We start from the raw sequence: 17,234 nt of genomic DNA on the forward strand, positions 1-17,234 counted from the left end.
TTATCATGCAGATTTCTAAAGAAGGAGAAAAGTTTTTAATCGATACGAAAGTGTATTTAATAACAAAAGGAATGAAAGAAGAAGATGTGGACGCTTTTATAGAAGATGCAGAGCTTCATTTAATAGAAGGTGAGAAAGAGGGAAAGACGGTAACGGATATATTTGGTGATTCACCAAAAGAGTATGCGGAAGAATTGGCGAAAGAGATGGAGAAGGATAAAGGTGGGAGTATAAAGAGTATTCTTGCGATGATAATTGGTATTGGCGGGTATTGGATATTAACTCATATTTTATTTAATAATCCAAATCAGCAATTTACACTAACGAATATACAGTTAATTGGCTATCCTATCGTCTTAATCATTACGATTATTGGAACCATTGTTGCGTTTAGAATGTCTTCTTTTAAAAATAAATTTGTAGAGTTCGGAATTATTTACATAATAGTAATGGTTCCCATTTTATTATTAGTATTATTGATGTTTGTTGATAAATGGTACGGTACACCTATTTTGCAATTATCGACAATGCAAACATATATATTAGCAGCAAGTATCTTTTTATTACTTTTCGTTGGAGAAGTGTATGTCCTTGGTTGGATGGGTGTTTTGGTGCTAATTGTTCCTTTAGCGATTATGTTTATATTTAAAGGATTAGAAGAAAAAAATGTATTTTGGGGAATTGCAAAGATATTACTTATGTATGGAAGTATATATGGGTTAATGAGATGGTCTTTAAAAATTGAAGAGAGAAAAAGTGTAAACTAGTATTTCAAAAAAGTGGCTGCTCTGGATATACAAAAAATTATTTCCAAAGAAATACTATATTTTGATTTTTAGAGGGATTCGTTTTAGGTGTATAGTGTATCCTTTGCAGCCGGTATATCGTTTATTAATTGGAATAAATTGTTTTAAACAGTAACATGACAGTTACTGTTTTTTTCTTTGTAATAAAGAACTTTGTAAAGAGAGTGCTTTTTGTTCGTTTGTTAATAAGGATTGAATATGGACGTTTTCAGGACGAGGTACGATAGGGTACATAAGATTTGTTGGAGAAGGATGGTGCTCCGAGCCAGTTGGGGAATGAGGATCTGCGTGAGTAAGTTTTCCATGAACACGTCTTGTAAATAAAATATGACCGACTTCGTGAGCGAGCGTATATATATTTTTCATGGGAGCAGCCGAATTTGTTAAAACGATATAACCAGTAAGTTGCTGTTGTTTGGCTAAAGAGTACGCGCAGGCAATTACGGCTGTTTCTTTGAAATAATCACTGCCAATATAACAAATGTAAAGGTCGCATTCAGGAGCTTCATTTACACATGTTTGGAAAAAGGATGCTAATTTTTCCTGACTTTGAATAGAATTTTTATAACTAATTTCACGGTCAGAAAAACGAAAAAGTTCATTTAAAATAATTACGTCTTTAATTTGAAATGTAATGGGGTGCCAAATTGATTCTGCAACTGCTAAATCTTTTGCAATACGGTCATCAGAAATATCGGCGCCTGGAGTAATGCAAATACATATATTGACGTATGGATCCATAAGGAACACCTCAACTGAAAAAATTCTTTCTATAATATATGTTGGGAAAAGACCCTATGTATGGATAAAAGCCTTGTTTATTACAAGTCGAAAAAATTTCATAGTTCTATAACATGGTGTGGTCATCTTTTTGATATAGTAAAGAAAAGGGGGAGAATATATGTATACATTAAAAATCGTTTCAGACAGAGAAGCACTTTATCAATTTGCGAGTTATGTAAGAGTTGTACAAGGGGTTGAAGATGTATATGTAGAGGTGGGAGAACCTTTATATGAACATCCATTAATGAAGTTTTATGTACATATTAAGCTGGAGGAAACATATGAGCAACATAAAGCGTTACAAGAAATAGCAAGATTAGTAGAATTAGGGCGTTTTACATATGTTCATTATCGTAATGATGAAATTGAAGAAGCTTTTGAAGCTGTAAAATATGAAAGTTTTAAGAAATAAAAATGGAAAAAAGGAAGCGAAAGCTTCCTTTTTTTTCTTGGAAATTACATCAACAAAAGGAGAAGAATTTTGTTATGATAAGGGAGGGTGAGGAAAGGAGAATTTACATAATGGGGTATATTGAAGAGTTACGCAAAGTTGTTGGGACAAGACCACTTATTCTCGTTGGATCAGCAATAATTATACTAAATGATAATCAGGAAGTATTGCTTCAATATCGTTCAGATACATATGATTGGGGTGTACCTGGCGGCGCGATGGAACTAGGAGAAACGACGGAAGAAACTGCTCGCCGAGAATTATTCGAGGAGACGGGATTAACTGCAAAAATAATGCAATTTCTAGGTGTCTTATCAGGAAAGGAAGTATATTTCCGTTATCCTAATGGGGATGAAATTTTTAATGTTATTCATCTGTATCAGGGGCATCATGTGAGTGGAGAATTAAGGCTTGATCATGAGGGATTGAAGCTTCAATATTTTCCGGTAGATAAGTTACCAAAATTGAATGAAACGACAGAGAAAATTTTACAAAAATTTTTATATGCATTAACAGAATAGAAGGTTAATTCCTTCTATTTTTATTATATTAAATATTTTGATTTTTTAGTATGTTTATAGTATGATAGATGCAGACATACATCTTATGGAATTTCACCTAAAAACTGACTAGGGTACATAAGAGAGGGGCAAGTGCAAAATGCATAATGTTGTTATTACAGCTGCAGTTCGTTCGCCAATTGGAACTTTTGGAGGAGCGCTAAAAAATGTAACGCCAGTAGAATTAGCGGTTCCTGTACTTCAGGAAGCTGTAAAACGAGGCGGGGTAGAACCACACGAAGTTGATGAAGTAATTTTAGGTCATTGTATTCAAAGAACTGATGAAGCAAATACTGCAAGAACAGCTGCATTAGCGGCAGGATTTCCTGACACAGTTACGGGTTATACAATCCAACGCCAATGTTCTTCAGGTATGCAAGCAATTATGTCAGCTGCAATGCAAATTCAATTAGGTGTAAGTGATGTTGTTATTGCAGGTGGAGTAGAAGCAATGAGTTCAAGCCCTTATGCATTAAAACAGCACCGCTGGGGACAACGTCTACAGCACGGAGAAATTCGTGATACGGTGTGGGAAGTACTAGAAGATCCGATTCATCATATTATGATGGGTGAAACGGCTGAAAATTTAGTTGACCAATATGAAATTACAAGAGAGGAACAAGATGAAGTTGCGCTTCGTAGTCATACATTGGCACTGCAAGCCATCGAGTCTGGATATTTTGACGAGCAAATTGTTCCTATTACGATAAAAGAACGTAGAAAAGAAATAGTATTTTCGAAGGATGAACATCCACGTGCAGATATTACAGCGGAAAAATTAGCAGGATTAAAACCAGCTTTCCGTAAAGATGGATCTGTAACGGCAGGGAATGCATCTGGCCTTAATGATGGAAGTGCGGTTCTAGTATTAATGAGCGAAGAAAAAGCGAAAGAAAAAGGCTTACAACCGTTAGCTAGAATTGTTGGATATTCAGTAGCTGGAGTAGATCCGAAAATTATGGGTATTGGACCAGCACCAGCAATTCGTAAAGGGTTAGAAAAAGTAGATTGGTCATTAGAAGATGCTGATTTACTGGAAATTAATGAAGCTTTCGCGGCTCAATACCTAGCTGTAGAGAAAGAATTAGGTTTAGACCGTGAAAAAGTGAATGTAAACGGTAGCGGTGTAGGACTTGGACATCCAATCGGTTGTACAGGAGCTCGTATTACTGTAAGTTTAATTCATGAATTGAAGAGACGCGGTTTAGAAAAAGGAATTGCTTCTCTATGCGTCGGTGGCGGTATTGGGGTAGCATTATTTATAGAAGCACTATAAAAAAGAAGCAGCAATCGCTGCTTCTTTTTTATTAAGAATCAAATAAATGATGAAATAATCGATCACGATTTTCAAAGAAAAGTTTTGTCGTTTGGTAATGCTCGGTTTCTTCTAATGTGGATTCATGAATCCCTTCTTGTGTTAAAGAATATATAGTGGATTCAGGATAAGCCATTAAAATAGGAGAGTGCGTCGCGATAACAAATTGTGAACCTTGTTCCGCTAGTTCGTGCATTCGAATAAGCATGGAAAGTTGCCTCATTGGTGATAGAGCAGCCTCAGGCTCATCTAAAATGTATAAACCTTGTCCTGAAAAACGGTTCATAAATAAGGAAAAGAATGATTCACCATGGGATTGTTCGTGAAGTGAAACACCGCCATAAGATTTTATAGCGTCTATCTCATCAATATAAGAAGCAACGTTATAAAATGATTCAGCACGAAGAAAGAAACCGTCGTTTGGTGTATTGAAACTTTTAGAAATTCGAAGGTATTCATGTAAAGATGAATGTGAATCGTTTGTGCTAAAGCGGAAATTCTTCGTTCCACCTTCTGCATTAAATCCTAAAGCGATTGCAATTGCTTCGAGTAATGTTGATTTTCCCGTTCCGTTTTCTCCAATAATGAATGTTACATTTGGATGGAAGGCAAGTGATTGTAAAGTTCGGATAGCGGGTAGACAGTAAGGATATGCGGAAAAACTAGGGATATTTTCTTTTTTTAATGTGACATTTTTTAAAAAGGGTACGTCAATCAATATATAAACCTCAATTCATAACGGATTTTGATTCTAAAAAAGCAGCAAATACAAGGGTAAGACAGCTTGCAAATAGTATTGTATATTGAAGTGCGCCAAAGCCAAGACCTTCCCAGCCTAAAGTCATTCTCTTCCATATGAAAATAAAAAAAACGCTTATAAAACCAACGAGAGCAGGCATATATTTTATAATTTTTAAGTGCTTCCACAGAAAAAAGCCGATGTATGTAAGTACAAAGAAGATAAGCAGAATGAGAAAAAAGGCAAGTGTTAATGACACGTGAACCTCTCCTTATTTTCTGAATATTTCATGTGGATTATAACATGTAAACTATCATATTCCAATGTGAAAATAAATATTGCATCAAGATCAATTCTCTCGTTATGATAGATGGTATTCTATTGAAGATATGAAAAGGAGTTAAAACATGCCGTTTACATTTGCGCATCCAGCAGCAGTTCTTCCTTTTGTGAAAAAGCGTTCTCAATATATTTCAGTAACGGCTCTTATATTAGGCAGTATGGCGCCTGATTTTGAATATTTTTTACACTTTAGACCGTATGGTGTTATTGGGCATACATGGCTTGGATTCTTATATTTAAATTTACCACTTGTATTTCTGTTAGCATATATGTATCATTACATTTTAAAAAAGCCGTTTATAACACATTTACCTAAACCATTTGCTGGCTATTTTGCATATGCAGTAGATGAGAGGTGGGGGCTTCATACATGGAAGGATTTCTTTGTATTTTGCTATTCTGCTTTATTTGGTATGCTCACGCATGTCGTTTGGGATGCATTTACTCATAATACAGGCTATTTTGTTACGAAGATACCATTGTTACAAAGAGGATTACATAGTATCCCGGTGTATAAATATATGCAACACGGGAGTACATGTGTTGGTTTCTTATTACTATTATACGTACTATGGAAGTATAAAGATGAAACAGGGAAAGATTTTATGATAGCTTCAGAAAAAAGGAAGTATTGGGTTTCGGCAATCATTTTCGCAGCTCTAGTATTTATCGTTCACGCATTAGTAGATCCCTATTTTCATATTTTCCAAATAGGGGGTATAATAGTATCTGGACTGACAAGTTCCTTTTGTGGAATTCTCATTGTTTCTATAGTCTACAAAGCAAAGGACTAATTTATATTAATGAATGATAGTGTTAGGAGAAATTATATGATGAAAGCATGGAAAAATATTTTTGTTTTATGTAGTTTTCTTCTTATGTTAAGTGGTTGCTTCCATCAAGAAGAAAAGAAAGTTGAACCGAAGAAGAAAGAATCTATTCCTGAAACAAAAGAATATGGTGGGCGTGAGCTGAAAAAAGTAGGACAAAAAGTGAAAGAAACAGGGTGGGGTACTTTTAAGTTAGAACAGATTCAATCTGTAAATCAAACATTTGAAGTAGCACCAATGAAAATTCACATACAAGATGTAAAAGTAATCTCTTTATCGCAGATGAGTAAAGATGCAAAAAATGCATTAAAAGTATTTACGGCATTAACTCCTGAAGAAGTAAAGCGTAGATTAGGAGATAAAGTAAGTCAAGAAGATGCGGAGTTATATGCATCGATAAGTGGTACAGAGATTAGTGATACGATTCGTTACGTTGAAATTACATATAAGGTGGAAAATAGCGGGAATAAAAATATGCAATTTTTCTCTATGAATGATGTTACGATTAATGATAAGCAACATTTTAAAGTAGCAACTCAAAACTTTTTATATGATGAAGATACGCTCGTTGGTACAAAAAATGTATCAAGGGAAGACTATAAGCCTGGTGAAACAAGAGATGGTATTATCGGCTTAATACTTGATGATGGAAAAGAAAAGGTAAAGGATATTAAGTTTACAACAGATAATGTAGTCGCAGCAGATACAGAAACGCAAGATGTTGTAAAAGAGGCACAAACTTTTAATATCTCACTTTCTGAGTAGGGGATTTTTAAAAACATAAAAGAAAAAACAGTCAGCGTTAAAAATATTATGCTGACTGTTTTTTCTTTTCTTTTATGTATGAATCTACATTTTGAAAAGGTACCTTAATTTTAAATGCATCTTTTTGTTCATTAAATTGCTTTTCATTATAAGGACCAAAACGTTTATTATGCTTTACGTCAATAATCCAATAATGCTCACTTTTTTTATTTGCAATTGCTCCGTCAGGGTTATTCGGATCTGACTTTTCCTCAATTTGTTTTGCAATAATGTATTTATCATCCCAAGCTATGTCTGTAATTTTTGCAGGAATGTATTGTGTGGCATATACAGCATCTTGCGATGGGAAAAGTTCAAATGCATTCCCAGAAGTACGTATGAGTTCGTATTCATCGTTAATCGTATAAGTTATATGATTTGTATTTCCAGCACAACCGGCTAATAGGAATGCGACGAATAGGATTATCCATTTTTTCAATATGGGAACCTCCTTTACAATGCTGTTGTAACACATTGTACAAGAAAAGTAAGAGAAACGCTAGTTTACAATGTTTTTTAGAAGTGGTACGATGAGACGGGTAAAGAAGGATATGAAGGAGTCGACATAAAATGAAGTTAAAGATGCATCGTCCAGCGCTTGTAATGAATCGCATAGGTGCTTCCCTAATTGACATGTTTTTAATCTCGGTTATGTATGGTGCAGTAGTAGCTATTATGACCGGAAATTATAGTGCTATTTTTAATCGCTTTAATATTAGTTTTGGTGATTATAGATATGATCTCGCAGTAGTTTTTATATTAATGGCGATATATTTTATTTTGGTACCCTTTATTTGGAACGGTGTTACACTTGGTAAAAAGGTAACGAGAATAAAATTAATTTCATTGAAGAGTGAAAAGTTAACATTACAAACATTAATTATAAGATTTTTTGTATTGTTATTACCGAACATATTGCTACTTGGAATTCCGATATTATGTAACGTATATATGATGTTATTCCGCAAAGATAATTGTGGTTTTCAAGATTTAATTACAAAAACAAAAGTGATAAGTCTTGTATAATAAAACAGAGACCTTTTTATACATAAAATAAGAAGGTCTTTTTTAATTATATAAATATATTTTAAAGGATATATAATAAGAAAAAGTTAATCCATATCATTTTTGATTTCAATAGATTGAAAATTAAGAAAATGTTATAATGATTAAAATAATATCATTATATAATAAGGGGGAAATTGAAATGACTGGGGGTAGCGTAATCTTTTGGGGGATTTTAATTTTCATCGGTTTAGTTTTCGATCAGCGTAATAGTAAGAAAAAAGAAGGAGTAAAAAAGTAATCGCTTACAAATTAATAAGCAACTTTTCTTGCTTGCAGACTAATCTCATAAAGGAGTATACTGAATGACGGTAAGACTTATAGAAGGGGTAATGAAAATGAAGCTTGCAGGAAAAGTTGCTATCGTAACTGGCGGTGGCATCGGTATTGGACGTAATACAGCTCTTTTGTTGGCTAAACAAGGCGCAAAAGTAATTGTGACGGACATTGATCAAGAAAGTGGACAAGCAACAGTGGAGGAAATTACGAATCTAGGCGGAGAAGCACTTTTTGTATCCTATGATATGGGAAAGCAAGGAGATTGGCAACGCGTTATCAGTATTACTTTGAATGCATTTAGTCGCATTGATATGCTTTTTCAAAATGCTGGTTTATATAAAATAGATTCTATTTTTTCTCGCCAACAAGAGAACGATTCCAATGTACTTTGTATTAATGACGTTTGGATAGAGATAAAACAATTAACGTCATCTTTTATGAAACAGCAAGAAGAAGTGGTGCTGAGTGACTTACCGATTTTCGGTATTATTGGCACGAAAGGACAATCATTTCATACAGTAGAAGCCCTCGTATAATAATGAAAACCGCCCTCAAAGTATGTGGACGGTTTTTTTGTATGTTATACAGAGGAAAATTATTTTTTAACGAATACGTTGTTCAGTTTGACTATCAAAGAAATGCGCTTTATTCATATCAAATGCTAGTTTAATTTGATCTCCAGGTGAAAATGTATGTCTTGCATCAACACGTGCTGCAAAATCTTGATCTCCAAGTTTCATATATAAAATAGATTCAGCACCTAGTAACTCAGCAACTTCGATTTTTGTTGTGAAGGCAGTAGATTGTGAAGCTTCTAAAAATAATAGTTCATCATGAATGTCTTCAGGACGAATACCTAAAACAATTTCCTTATTTACATAGCCTTGTTCACGTAACATCTTCATTTTTCCTTCAGTTACTTTGACTTTTAATGAATTATCTATAACGAAATCGGTTTCAGTCAATTTACCACGGAAGAAATTCATTGCTGGAGAGCCAATAAATCCACCAACGAAAATATTTTCAGGTGTTTCATATACTTCTTTTGGAGTTCCGATTTGTTGAATCTTTCCGTCTTTCATAACAACGAGACGTGAAGCCATTGTCATTGCTTCTGTTTGATCATGTGTTACGTAAATTGTTGTCGTTCCAAGACGGTGATGTAATTTAGAAATTTCTGAGCGCATTGCAACACGTAATTTAGCGTCTAAGTTGGATAAAGGCTCATCCATTAAGAATACTTTCGCGTCTCGAACAATCGCTCTCCCTAACGCAACACGTTGACGTTGTCCACCAGATAACGCTTTCGGTTTTCTATCTAAATATTGTTCCAGTCCTAAAATTTTTGCTGCATCTTTCACACGACGATCGATTTCATCTTTTGGTATTTTTCTAAGTTTTAATCCAAATGCCATATTATCATACACGCTCATATGTGGATATAAAGCATAGTTTTGGAAGACCATTGCGATATCGCGATCTTTTGGAGGGACATCATTCATTAGCTTACCATCAATTGAAAACTCTCCTTTTGAAATATCTTCAAGTCCAGCGACCATTCGTAATGTTGTAGATTTTCCGCATCCAGAAGGACCGACAAATACGATAAACTCTTTATCTTGAATGTGTAAATTAAAATCTGTTACAGCTGTTACATTATTATCATATATTTTATAAATGTTTTCTAATTTCAATTCTGCCATGGTATTGCCCCCTAGAAAAAATTATGCAAACGTTTTCTTTGAGTTCATTATAAACTAATAGATTCAAAAAATAAACAAAAAAATAAAACGTTTTCATTTATTAGAGGAATATTAGTAATTTGCGTATGTTTTCTTAGAAAAATAAGAATAAAAGTTGTAAGCGCTATTTTAAATTAAGATAGAATCTGTTATCATTCATTAATGAAAACGTTTGCGCCTTAAAATAGAGAAAATCGAATTATTAATGAAATGGGGTAGCATAATGGAAAAACAGTGGTGGAAAGAAAGTGTAGTATATCAAATTTATCCTCGTAGCTTTATGGATAGTAACGGTGATGGTATTGGGGATCTTCGTGGGATTATTTCAAAGCTAGATTACTTAAAAGAATTAGGGATTGATGTCATTTGGTTATCACCGGTCTATGAATCTCCAAATGATGATAATGGTTATGATATAAGTGATTATTGTAAAATTATGAATGAGTTCGGAACAATGGAAGATTGGGATGAGCTATTACATGAAATGCATGAACGTAATATGAAACTTATGATGGACTTAGTTGTTAACCATACTTCTGATGAACATAATTGGTTTATTGAATCACGTAAATCAAAAGATAATAAATATAGAGACTACTATATATGGCGTCCTGGAAAAGAAGGAAAAGAGCCGAACAACTGGGGAGCAGCTTTTAGTGGATCTGCATGGAAGTATGATGAAATGACAGATGAATATTATTTACATCTGTTTTCTAAAAAACAGCCGGATTTAAATTGGGATAATGAAAAGGTAAGACAAGATGTTTATGAAATGATGAAGTTTTGGTTAGAAAAAGGAATTGATGGCTTCCGTATGGATGTTATTAATTTTATTTCTAAAGAAGAGGGATTACCAGCTGTTGAAACCGAAGAAGAGGGGTATGTTTCAGGTCATAAGCATTTTATGAACGGTCCAAACATTCATAAATATTTACATGAAATGAATGAAGAAGTATTGTCTCATTATGATATTATGACGGTTGGTGAAATGCCTGGTGTAACGACAGAAGAAGCGAAAATGTATACTGGAGAAGAACGAAAAGAACTGCAGATGGTATTCCAATTTGAACATATGGATTTAGATTCGGGAGAAGGCGGAAAATGGGATGTAAAACCATGCTCACTTCTTACTTTAAAAGAGAATTTAACGAAGTGGCAAAAAGCATTAGAGCATACAGGGTGGAATAGCCTGTATTGGAATAACCATGATCAGCCACGCGTTGTATCTCGTTTTGGTAATGATGGAATGTATCGCATTGAATCTGCGAAAATGTTAGCGACGGTGCTTCATATGATGAAAGGAACACCGTATATTTATCAAGGAGAAGAAATCGGAATGACGAACGTTCGATTTGAGTCGATTGATGAATATCGAGATATTGAAACGTTAAATATGTATAAGGAAAAAGTGATAGAGTGCGGTGAAGATATAGATAAAGTGATGCAGTCTATCTATGTAAAAGGCCGAGATAATGCTAGAACACCGATGCAGTGGAATGATAAAGATCATGCTGGATTCACAACAGGTGAGCCTTGGATTACGGTAAACCCTAACTACAAAGAAATCAATGTGAAACAAGCGATCCAAAATAAAGATTCAATTTTTTATTACTATAAAAAATTAATTAACCTACGCAAAAATAATGAAATAGTTGTGTACGGATCATATGATTTAATATTAGATAATAATCCTTCTATTTTTGCATACGTAAGAACATATGAAGAAGAAAAACTTCTTGTTATTGCAAACTTTACGGCGGAAGAATGTGTATTTGAATTGCCTAAGGACATTAGTTATAGTGAATCAGAGTTATTAATACACAATTACGACGTAGAGAGTGGATCGATAGATAACATTGTATTACGTCCATATGAAGCGATGGTATTTAAATTAAAATAAGAAAAATCCTTATGCCACACCTTGGCATAAGGATTTTTTATTACCATTTTAAGATTGAGAATCCGTATGGAGGAAGTGTAACTTGTAATACACTTGCTTCCGCTGAAAATTCTTCGTTTGTATAAATGTTAATAATTTTCTTTCCAGTAACATGGAGAGGGAGTGAAGCTGTAACATCACTATTAGTCGGATTTAAAACGAAAAAGATAGTTTCATCTTCATATGTTTTCGTATAAGAAATATAATTATGTTCATCATTTGCTTCGATGAATTGGAAAGTACCATGTCCTCCAAATGCTTTATATTGCTTTCGTAATGAAATTAATGTTTGTATATGTGTAAATAATAGATGATCTTGTTCTTTCGTATCCCAAACCATACATTTGCGACAATCGGGGTCCATACCACCGTCCATACCAATTTCGTCTCCATAATAAATACAAGGAGAGCCGATGAAGGAAAGATGGAATACATAAAGTAACTGTAACTTATTTTTATCTCCGTTACATGTTGTCAATATTCTTGGTGTATCATGACTGTCTAGTAAATGAAACGCTGCTTCATTTACATTCATAGAGTAGGAATGTAGAGATTCTGTAATTTGTTTCATAAATTCATTTGCTTTAATGGAATCATTAGCAAAGTAAGACAGTAGAGCGTTTGTAACAGGGTAGCTCATTACAGCATCAAATTGATCTCCTTGTAGCCATGGAAGTGCATCGTGCCAAATTTCTCCTAAAATATATACTTCAGGATTTAATGCCTTTATCTCACTTCGGAATTCTCTCCAAAAGCTGTGGTCTACTTCATTTGCTACATCAAGGCGCCAACCGTCTATATTGAATTCTCTTACCCAATAACGCCCTACTTCAAGTAAGTATTCTTTTACATCTGGGTGTGCTGTATTTAATTTAGGCATATACGGTGTAAACGCGAAAGTATCATAATTCGGGAGTGGCTCCGTTACAATTGGAAATTCATGAATATGGAACCACTCTTTATAAGCAGACTTCTCACCGTTTTCTAGTACGTCTTGGAATTTATCGAAAAAGTATCCACTATGATTAAACACGGCATCGAGCATTACTTTTATACCGTGTGTATGACATGCCTGAACGAGTTCTTTGAACGTTTCTTTCGTCCCGAATTGCGGATCGATTTCCATGTAGTCAATTGTGTCATATTTATGGTTTGAATGTGCTTTGAAAATAGGTGTGAAGTATATTCCCGAAATTCCAAGCTTAACAAGGTAATCGAGGTTTTGAATAATACCAGCAAAATCTCCGCCGAAAAAATTAGTTGGAGTTGGCTCAGCGCTTCCCCAAGGAAGAGTGTTTTCTGGATTTAGTGCACGATCTCCATTAGCGAACCGTTCTGGGAAAATTTGATACCAAACGGTGTCTTTAATCCAAGAAGGTGCTTGAAACACATCATTTGCATGAATAAATGGCAAACAGAAAAAGTTACCAACGTCATCATTTGGAATACTGGAAAAAAATCCTCGCTCTGCATAAATAAGCGTTTCTGTATCATTTTTTAATTCGAATCCATAACGTAAGCGCTTAAATTTAGGCTCGATGGAAATGGACCAATAATCAAACAATGCAGTAGAACCAGTTTTTTTCATCGGTGTGCTTGATGTAATCCATTTCCCGTCTTTCCATTCATAAGGATCACCGTAAATAAGAGTGGCGCTTTGAACATCTTCTCTTTTAGTACGTATTCGGATATGAATCGTTTTTTCATCATAAGCGTATGCGTAATTATCTTTTGGCCTATGATAAATAGCTTCTTTAAGCATATAGAAAATCCCCCTTTAATATCTCCATGCATATTGTTACCTTAAGTATAATAATAAAGTATATGTTGCAAACGATTGCTTTTTGCATAGCTTTAATATTGCTTATAAGAGTAGTATTCATTTCATATAAAGTCAATGTATAAGGAGTGTAGTAATAATATTTTAAAATTAATATTTGCAAAATGAATAAAAGAATGTATAATGAGAGACAAATAGCGCAAACGTTTTCATAGATTGAGATATTGTTTGTGCTTCTATTAAACCATTTAATGCAAACGTTTTCAATTAGTAAGGTACATATACAATTTAGGGAGGTTTTTGGGATGAAGAAAGCATTATCATTATTAACGGTTTCAGCATTATCAATTGGTATGTTATCTGCATGTGGACCGAAAGATTCAGGGAAGAAAGAAGAAAGTAAAGCGAAGAAAGATTACGATCTTCTCGTTTGGGAAGATGATAAAAAAGGTGTTGGTTTAGAACCAGCAGTGAAAAGTTTTGAGGAAAAATATAAAGTAAAAGTAAAAGTCGTTGAAATGCAAATGACAGATCAAGTGAAGAAGTTACGCCTTGATGGACCAGCGGGGACGGGACCAGATGTTGTAACATTGCCACATGATCAAATTGGAAATGCAGTAACAGAAGGTTTACTTTCTGAAGTGAAAGCTGATGATGCTGTGAAGAGTAGATTTACTGAATCATCAATAGAAGCACAGACATATAACGGGAAATTATATGGTTTACCAAAAGCAATTGAGACACCAGTCTTTATTTACAATAAAAAATTAATGCCAAAAGCACCAGAAACGATGGACGAGCTGTTTAACTTCTCAAAAGAATTTACGAAGGATGGCAAGTATGGGTTTTTAACACTAGGAGATAACTTCTACTTTGCTAATGCATTCATGGCAGGTATGGGTGGTTATGTGTTTGGTGAAAAAGATGGAAAGCCAAATGCAAGTGATGTTGGATTAAATAATAGTGGGGCAGTACAAGGTGCTGAATATCTTCAAAAATGGTACAAAGAAAAGTTATTCCCGAAAGGTATTATCGGTGAATCGGGTGGACCTGCTGCTGATGGACTATTTAACGAAGGAAAAGCAGCATCTATCATGAATGGTCCATGGGCGTTCCAAGCAATGGAAAAGAACGGAATTGATTATGGCGTTGCTCCAATGCCGAAATTACCAAACGGTCAACCAATGAAAACATTTGTTGGGGTTAAAGGGTGGCATGTAACAAGTTTCTCTAAACAAAATGATTTAGCTACAAAGTTCACTGAATGGGTAACAAATGAAGAGAACGCAAAAATTCGATTTGAGAAAACAAAAGAAATTCCTCCAGTAAAAGCAGTAATGGAAGATCCAATCATTAAAGATAATGAAGCTGCAAAAGCAGTTGCAACACAATCTGAAAATGGAATTCCAATGCCGAACATTCCAGAAATGCAAGAAGTATGGAAACCAGCTGGAGATGCGCTTCAATTAGTTGTTACGGAAAAAGAGGCACCAAAAGCAGCACTTGACAATGCAGTGAAGCAAATTAAAGGTAATATTGAGGCAAATCATAGTAAGAAAAAATAAGGTGAAATTCGTGCCTCTCATATGAGGGGCATGAATTCTCTCCCAGAAAAAAGGGGGAAGGAACATGCAAACATCTATGGAACCAGCAAACGGTTTAAACGGTTCAAAGCATAGGAAAATGGCAACCATGTTATCTATCATTCCAGGCGTGGGCCAAATGTATAATAAGCAATTTGTAAAAGGGCTTATTTTTCTAGTATTAACAGGTTCATTTATTGTAGCCTTTGCTGATTTATTAAATATGGGATTATGGGGAATTGTAACGCTAGGTACAGAAGTTCCACGTGATCATTCTGTCTTTCTATTAGTAGAAGGAATCTTGGCACTCATCGTCATCGTTTTTGGACTCGGAATATATGCATTTAATTTATATGATGCATACCAAAACGGGAAGAAGCGTGATATAGGAACACCTTTAAACTCTGTAAAAGAGCAATACCGTAATTTACTAGATCAAGGTTTTCCATATTTAATGGTTTCACCAGGTTTTCTATTACTTATCTTTGTAGTTGTATTTCCAATCATCTTCGTAATTTTAATTGGATTTACGAATTATGATTTATACCACTCTCCTCCAGCTAAATTAGTAGATTGGGTGGGCTTCAAAAACTTTATTGATATCTTTACATTACCGATGTGGAGAGAGACATTTTTAAGCGTATTTTCTTGGACTGTCATTTGGACATTCGTTGCAACGACATTACAAGTTGCGCTTGGTATTTTCTTAGCGATTATCGTAAATCAGCCTGGTATTAAAGGGAAGGCAATTATTCGAACAATCTTCATTTTACCGTGGGCGGTTCCAGCATTCGTATCTATTCTTGTTTTCTCTGGTATGTTTAATGAGACATTTGGAGCAATTAACAATCAAGTATTAGCTTTATTTGGAATCGAAAAGATTGCTTGGATGACAGATCCATTTTGGGCAAAAATTGCTTTAATTATGATTCAAACGTGGCTTGGATTCCCGTTCGTCTTTGCAATGACAACAGGTATACTGCAATCGATTCCAGGGGAGTTATATGAAGCTGCTACAGTAGATGGAGCTACAGCTTGGCAACAGTTTCGTAAAATTACATTGCCACTTGTTCTATATGCAACAGCACCAATATTAATTACGCAATATACGTTTAACTTTAATAACTTTAGTATCATCTATCTATTTAACGGCGGAGGTCCTGCTGTAGCTGGACAAGACGCAGGTGGAACAGATATTTTAATTTCATGGATTTATAAGTTAACGATGACTTCGGCGCAGTACGGGAAAGCGGCAGCTCTTACAATGATCTTATCGTTAATCGTTATTACAGTTGCGTTATGGCAATTTAAGAGAACAAAATCATTCCAAGAAGAGGATATGATGTAAATGAATATTAAAAGACAAAAGATGTTACGTCTCTCATTAAGTTATCTCGTTATTTTCGTAATGTGTGCCATCATTTTCTATCCATTATTATGGATTATTGGCTCATCGTTTAATCCGGGTGATAGTTTATCTGGATCAAGTATTATTCCGCAAAATGCAACGTTAGATCATTATCGTAAGTTATTAGATTTAGAGAATAGTAATTATTTACTATGGTATAAAAACACATTAAAAGTAAGTGTTATAACGATGATTTTCTCAGTGTTAGCAATTAGTTTTACTGCTTATGCATTTTCAAGATACCGTTTTGTTGGAAGAAAAAATGGTTTATTAACATTTTTAATTCTGCAAATGATTCCAAACTTTGCGGCGCTAATCGCTCTATACGTATTAGCACAGTTAACAGGGTTAATCGATACGCACCTTGCATTAATTTTAATTTATGTAGGCGGAGCAATTCCAATGAATACATGGCTTATGAAAGGATATTTTGATACGATTCCGAAAGAATTGGATGAGTCAGCTCGTATGGATGGGGCAGGACATTTCCGTATTTTTTGGCAAATCATTATGCCACTTGCAAAGCCAATCGTAGCGGTTGTGGCGTTATTCACTTTCATCGGTCCATTTACAGATTTCATTTTAGCGAGTGTTATTTTGCGCACACCAGAAAATTATACGTTAGCAGTTGGGTTATATGAAATGGTAGCGAAGAAATTTGGTAATGAATTCACAACGTTCGCAGCGGGTTCAGTATTGATTGCAATCCCAATTTCAATTTTATTCCTATCACTACAAAAATACTTTATCTCTGGTTTAACTGCTGGAGGTACGAAAGGATGAAAAATGGGACATTATGTCCCATTTT

General features: G+C 34.5%; 19 protein-coding genes and 1 pseudogene. 14 read left to right on the forward strand and 6 right to left on the reverse strand.

Translation table 11 applies throughout. The features are described from left to right. Window positions 1–5: 5 nt before the first annotated feature. Complete coding sequence (locus tag RBB48_RS03270; RefSeq protein ID WP_088064332.1) at window positions 6–767, forward strand: DUF1129 domain-containing protein; 762 nt, start codon at window positions 6–8, stop codon at window positions 765–767. Between the two features lie 10 nt (window positions 768–777). Beyond that, a pseudogene (locus tag RBB48_RS03275) lies at window positions 778–914 on the forward strand (DNA-binding protein); the annotation flags it as partial. Window positions 915–929: 15 nt separating this feature from the next. On the opposite strand, the gene RBB48_RS03280 reads toward RBB48_RS03275, so the two are convergent. Continuing rightward, window positions 930–1,547, reverse strand: coding sequence for a DUF955 domain-containing protein (locus RBB48_RS03280; RefSeq protein WP_087985107.1), 618 nt, complete (start codon window positions 1,545–1,547; stop codon window positions 930–932). 160 nt (window positions 1,548–1,707) lie between these two features. Here RBB48_RS03280 and RBB48_RS03285 point away from each other — a divergent pair, with 160 nt between their 5' ends. The 3 genes from RBB48_RS03285 to RBB48_RS03295 all read left to right on the forward strand — a co-directional run bounded on the left by RBB48_RS03285 (window position 1,708) and on the right by RBB48_RS03295 (window position 3,876). Next, window positions 1,708–2,001: a DUF3928 family protein gene (locus RBB48_RS03285; RefSeq protein WP_000288327.1), complete on the forward strand. Its 294-nt coding sequence runs from the start codon at window positions 1,708–1,710 to the stop codon at window positions 1,999–2,001. A 110-nt stretch (window positions 2,002–2,111) separates the two neighbouring features. After that, window positions 2,112–2,561 (forward strand): NUDIX hydrolase, encoded by a 450-nt coding sequence (locus RBB48_RS03290; RefSeq protein ID WP_000540530.1) that lies wholly within the window; start codon window positions 2,112–2,114, stop codon window positions 2,559–2,561. Window positions 2,562–2,700: 139 nt separating this feature from the next. Beyond that, a complete protein-coding gene (locus tag RBB48_RS03295) occupies window positions 2,701–3,876 on the forward strand; it encodes an acetyl-CoA C-acetyltransferase (RefSeq protein ID WP_000552069.1) in 1,176 nt (391 codons plus the stop codon). Between the two features lie 31 nt (window positions 3,877–3,907). Here the strand turns inward: RBB48_RS03295 and RBB48_RS03300 are convergent, their stop codons facing one another. Continuing rightward, a complete protein-coding gene (locus tag RBB48_RS03300) occupies window positions 3,908–4,633 on the reverse strand; it encodes an AAA family ATPase (protein ID WP_000567976.1) in 726 nt (241 codons plus the stop codon). Window positions 4,634–4,643: 10 nt separating this feature from the next. Beyond that, a complete protein-coding gene (locus tag RBB48_RS03305) occupies window positions 4,644–4,913 on the reverse strand; it encodes a hypothetical protein (protein ID WP_088064331.1) in 270 nt (89 codons plus the stop codon). A gap of 148 nt (window positions 4,914–5,061) precedes the next feature. Here RBB48_RS03305 and RBB48_RS03310 point away from each other — a divergent pair, with 148 nt between their 5' ends. Together RBB48_RS03310 and RBB48_RS03315 are read left to right on the forward strand one after the other, a co-directional pair. Beyond that, complete coding sequence (locus RBB48_RS03310) at window positions 5,062–5,790, forward strand: DUF4184 family protein (RefSeq protein ID WP_088064330.1); 729 nt, start codon at window positions 5,062–5,064, stop codon at window positions 5,788–5,790. A gap of 36 nt (window positions 5,791–5,826) precedes the next feature. Further along, the gene (locus tag RBB48_RS03315) at window positions 5,827–6,591 is read left to right on the forward strand and encodes a CREC-EF hand family protein (RefSeq protein WP_048546181.1); all 765 of its coding nucleotides are present in this window, start codon (window positions 5,827–5,829) and stop codon (window positions 6,589–6,591) included. Window positions 6,592–6,637: 46 nt separating this feature from the next. Here RBB48_RS03315 and RBB48_RS03320 read toward each other — a convergent pair whose 3' ends face one another. Further along, a complete protein-coding gene (locus tag RBB48_RS03320; RefSeq protein WP_000758773.1) occupies window positions 6,638–7,069 on the reverse strand; it encodes a DUF3997 domain-containing protein in 432 nt (143 codons plus the stop codon). A 131-nt stretch (window positions 7,070–7,200) separates the two neighbouring features. Between RBB48_RS03320 and RBB48_RS03325 the strand changes: the two genes are divergently transcribed. The 3 genes from RBB48_RS03325 (at window position 7,201) to RBB48_RS03335 (ending at window position 8,510) form a co-directional block, all read left to right on the forward strand. Then, window positions 7,201–7,656 (forward strand): RDD family protein, encoded by a 456-nt coding sequence (locus RBB48_RS03325; protein WP_000769076.1) that lies wholly within the window; start codon window positions 7,201–7,203, stop codon window positions 7,654–7,656. Window positions 7,657–7,837: 181 nt separating this feature from the next. After that, window positions 7,838–7,936: a hypothetical protein gene (locus RBB48_RS03330; protein ID WP_000145657.1), complete on the forward strand. Its 99-nt coding sequence runs from the start codon at window positions 7,838–7,840 to the stop codon at window positions 7,934–7,936. A gap of 64 nt (window positions 7,937–8,000) precedes the next feature. Next, on the forward strand, window positions 8,001–8,510 hold the full coding sequence (locus RBB48_RS03335; RefSeq protein WP_000218424.1) for an SDR family NAD(P)-dependent oxidoreductase: 510 nt from the start codon (window positions 8,001–8,003) through the stop codon (window positions 8,508–8,510). A gap of 66 nt (window positions 8,511–8,576) precedes the next feature. Here the strand turns inward: RBB48_RS03335 and RBB48_RS03340 are convergent, their stop codons facing one another. Continuing rightward, a complete protein-coding gene (locus RBB48_RS03340) occupies window positions 8,577–9,677 on the reverse strand; it encodes an ABC transporter ATP-binding protein (protein WP_000818929.1) in 1,101 nt (366 codons plus the stop codon). Between the two features lie 262 nt (window positions 9,678–9,939). Between RBB48_RS03340 and malL the strand changes: the two genes are divergently transcribed. Then, window positions 9,940–11,616: an oligo-1,6-glucosidase gene (gene malL, locus RBB48_RS03345; RefSeq protein WP_097889648.1), complete on the forward strand. Its 1,677-nt coding sequence runs from the start codon at window positions 9,940–9,942 to the stop codon at window positions 11,614–11,616. A 40-nt stretch (window positions 11,617–11,656) separates the two neighbouring features. Here malL and RBB48_RS03350 read toward each other — a convergent pair whose 3' ends face one another. After that, window positions 11,657–13,417, reverse strand: coding sequence for an alpha-glycosidase (locus RBB48_RS03350; RefSeq protein ID WP_088064328.1), 1,761 nt, complete (start codon window positions 13,415–13,417; stop codon window positions 11,657–11,659). A 323-nt stretch (window positions 13,418–13,740) separates the two neighbouring features. Here RBB48_RS03350 and RBB48_RS03355 point away from each other — a divergent pair, with 323 nt between their 5' ends. The 3 genes from RBB48_RS03355 to malD all read left to right on the forward strand — a co-directional run bounded on the left by RBB48_RS03355 (window position 13,741) and on the right by malD (window position 17,209). Beyond that, window positions 13,741–15,000 carry an extracellular solute-binding protein gene (locus RBB48_RS03355; RefSeq protein ID WP_000709925.1) on the forward strand — a complete coding sequence of 420 codons (1,260 nt, stop codon included), beginning with the start codon at window positions 13,741–13,743 and terminating at the stop codon, window positions 14,998–15,000. A 64-nt stretch (window positions 15,001–15,064) separates the two neighbouring features. Further along, window positions 15,065–16,366 carry a maltosaccharide ABC transporter permease MalC gene (malC, locus tag RBB48_RS03360; protein WP_001194989.1) on the forward strand — a complete coding sequence of 434 codons (1,302 nt, stop codon included), beginning with the start codon at window positions 15,065–15,067 and terminating at the stop codon, window positions 16,364–16,366. Beyond that, window positions 16,367–17,209, forward strand: a complete 843-nt coding sequence (malD, locus tag RBB48_RS03365; RefSeq protein ID WP_001022607.1) for a maltosaccharide ABC transporter permease MalD — start codon at window positions 16,367–16,369, stop codon at window positions 17,207–17,209. Window positions 17,210–17,234 lie beyond the last annotated feature (25 nt).

It is taken from the genome of Bacillus sp. MMSF_3353, assembly GCF_030733445.1.
GTDB classification, from domain to species: Bacteria; Bacillota; Bacilli; order Bacillales; family Bacillaceae_G; genus Bacillus_A; species Bacillus_A wiedmannii.

Excerpts from the sequence above, each read along its gene's own strand:
- RBB48_RS03270 (WP_088064332.1), top strand. The coding sequence starts at position 6 with ATGCAGATTTCTAAAGAAGGAGAAAAGTTTTTAATCGATACGAAAGTG.
- RBB48_RS03280 (WP_087985107.1), bottom strand. The coding sequence starts at position 1,547 with ATGGATCCATACGTCAATATATGTATTTGCATTACTCCAGGCGCCGAT.
- RBB48_RS03285 (WP_000288327.1), top strand. The coding sequence starts at position 1,708 with ATGTATACATTAAAAATCGTTTCAGACAGAGAAGCACTTTATCAATTT.
- RBB48_RS03290 (WP_000540530.1), top strand. The coding sequence starts at position 2,112 with ATGGGGTATATTGAAGAGTTACGCAAAGTTGTTGGGACAAGACCACTT.
- RBB48_RS03295 (WP_000552069.1), top strand. The coding sequence starts at position 2,701 with ATGCATAATGTTGTTATTACAGCTGCAGTTCGTTCGCCAATTGGAACT.
- RBB48_RS03310 (WP_088064330.1), top strand. The coding sequence starts at position 5,062 with ATGCCGTTTACATTTGCGCATCCAGCAGCAGTTCTTCCTTTTGTGAAA.
- RBB48_RS03315 (WP_048546181.1), top strand. The coding sequence starts at position 5,827 with ATGATGAAAGCATGGAAAAATATTTTTGTTTTATGTAGTTTTCTTCTT.
- RBB48_RS03325 (WP_000769076.1), top strand. The coding sequence starts at position 7,201 with ATGAAGTTAAAGATGCATCGTCCAGCGCTTGTAATGAATCGCATAGGT.
- RBB48_RS03330 (WP_000145657.1), top strand. The coding sequence starts at position 7,838 with ATGACTGGGGGTAGCGTAATCTTTTGGGGGATTTTAATTTTCATCGGT.
- RBB48_RS03335 (WP_000218424.1), top strand. The coding sequence starts at position 8,001 with ATGACGGTAAGACTTATAGAAGGGGTAATGAAAATGAAGCTTGCAGGA.
- RBB48_RS03340 (WP_000818929.1), bottom strand. The coding sequence starts at position 9,677 with ATGGCAGAATTGAAATTAGAAAACATTTATAAAATATATGATAATAAT.
- malL (WP_097889648.1), top strand. The coding sequence starts at position 9,940 with ATGGAAAAACAGTGGTGGAAAGAAAGTGTAGTATATCAAATTTATCCT.
- RBB48_RS03350 (WP_088064328.1), bottom strand. The coding sequence starts at position 13,417 with ATGCTTAAAGAAGCTATTTATCATAGGCCAAAAGATAATTACGCATAC.
- RBB48_RS03355 (WP_000709925.1), top strand. The coding sequence starts at position 13,741 with ATGAAGAAAGCATTATCATTATTAACGGTTTCAGCATTATCAATTGGT.
- malC (WP_001194989.1), top strand. The coding sequence starts at position 15,065 with ATGCAAACATCTATGGAACCAGCAAACGGTTTAAACGGTTCAAAGCAT.
- malD (WP_001022607.1), top strand. The coding sequence starts at position 16,367 with ATGAATATTAAAAGACAAAAGATGTTACGTCTCTCATTAAGTTATCTC.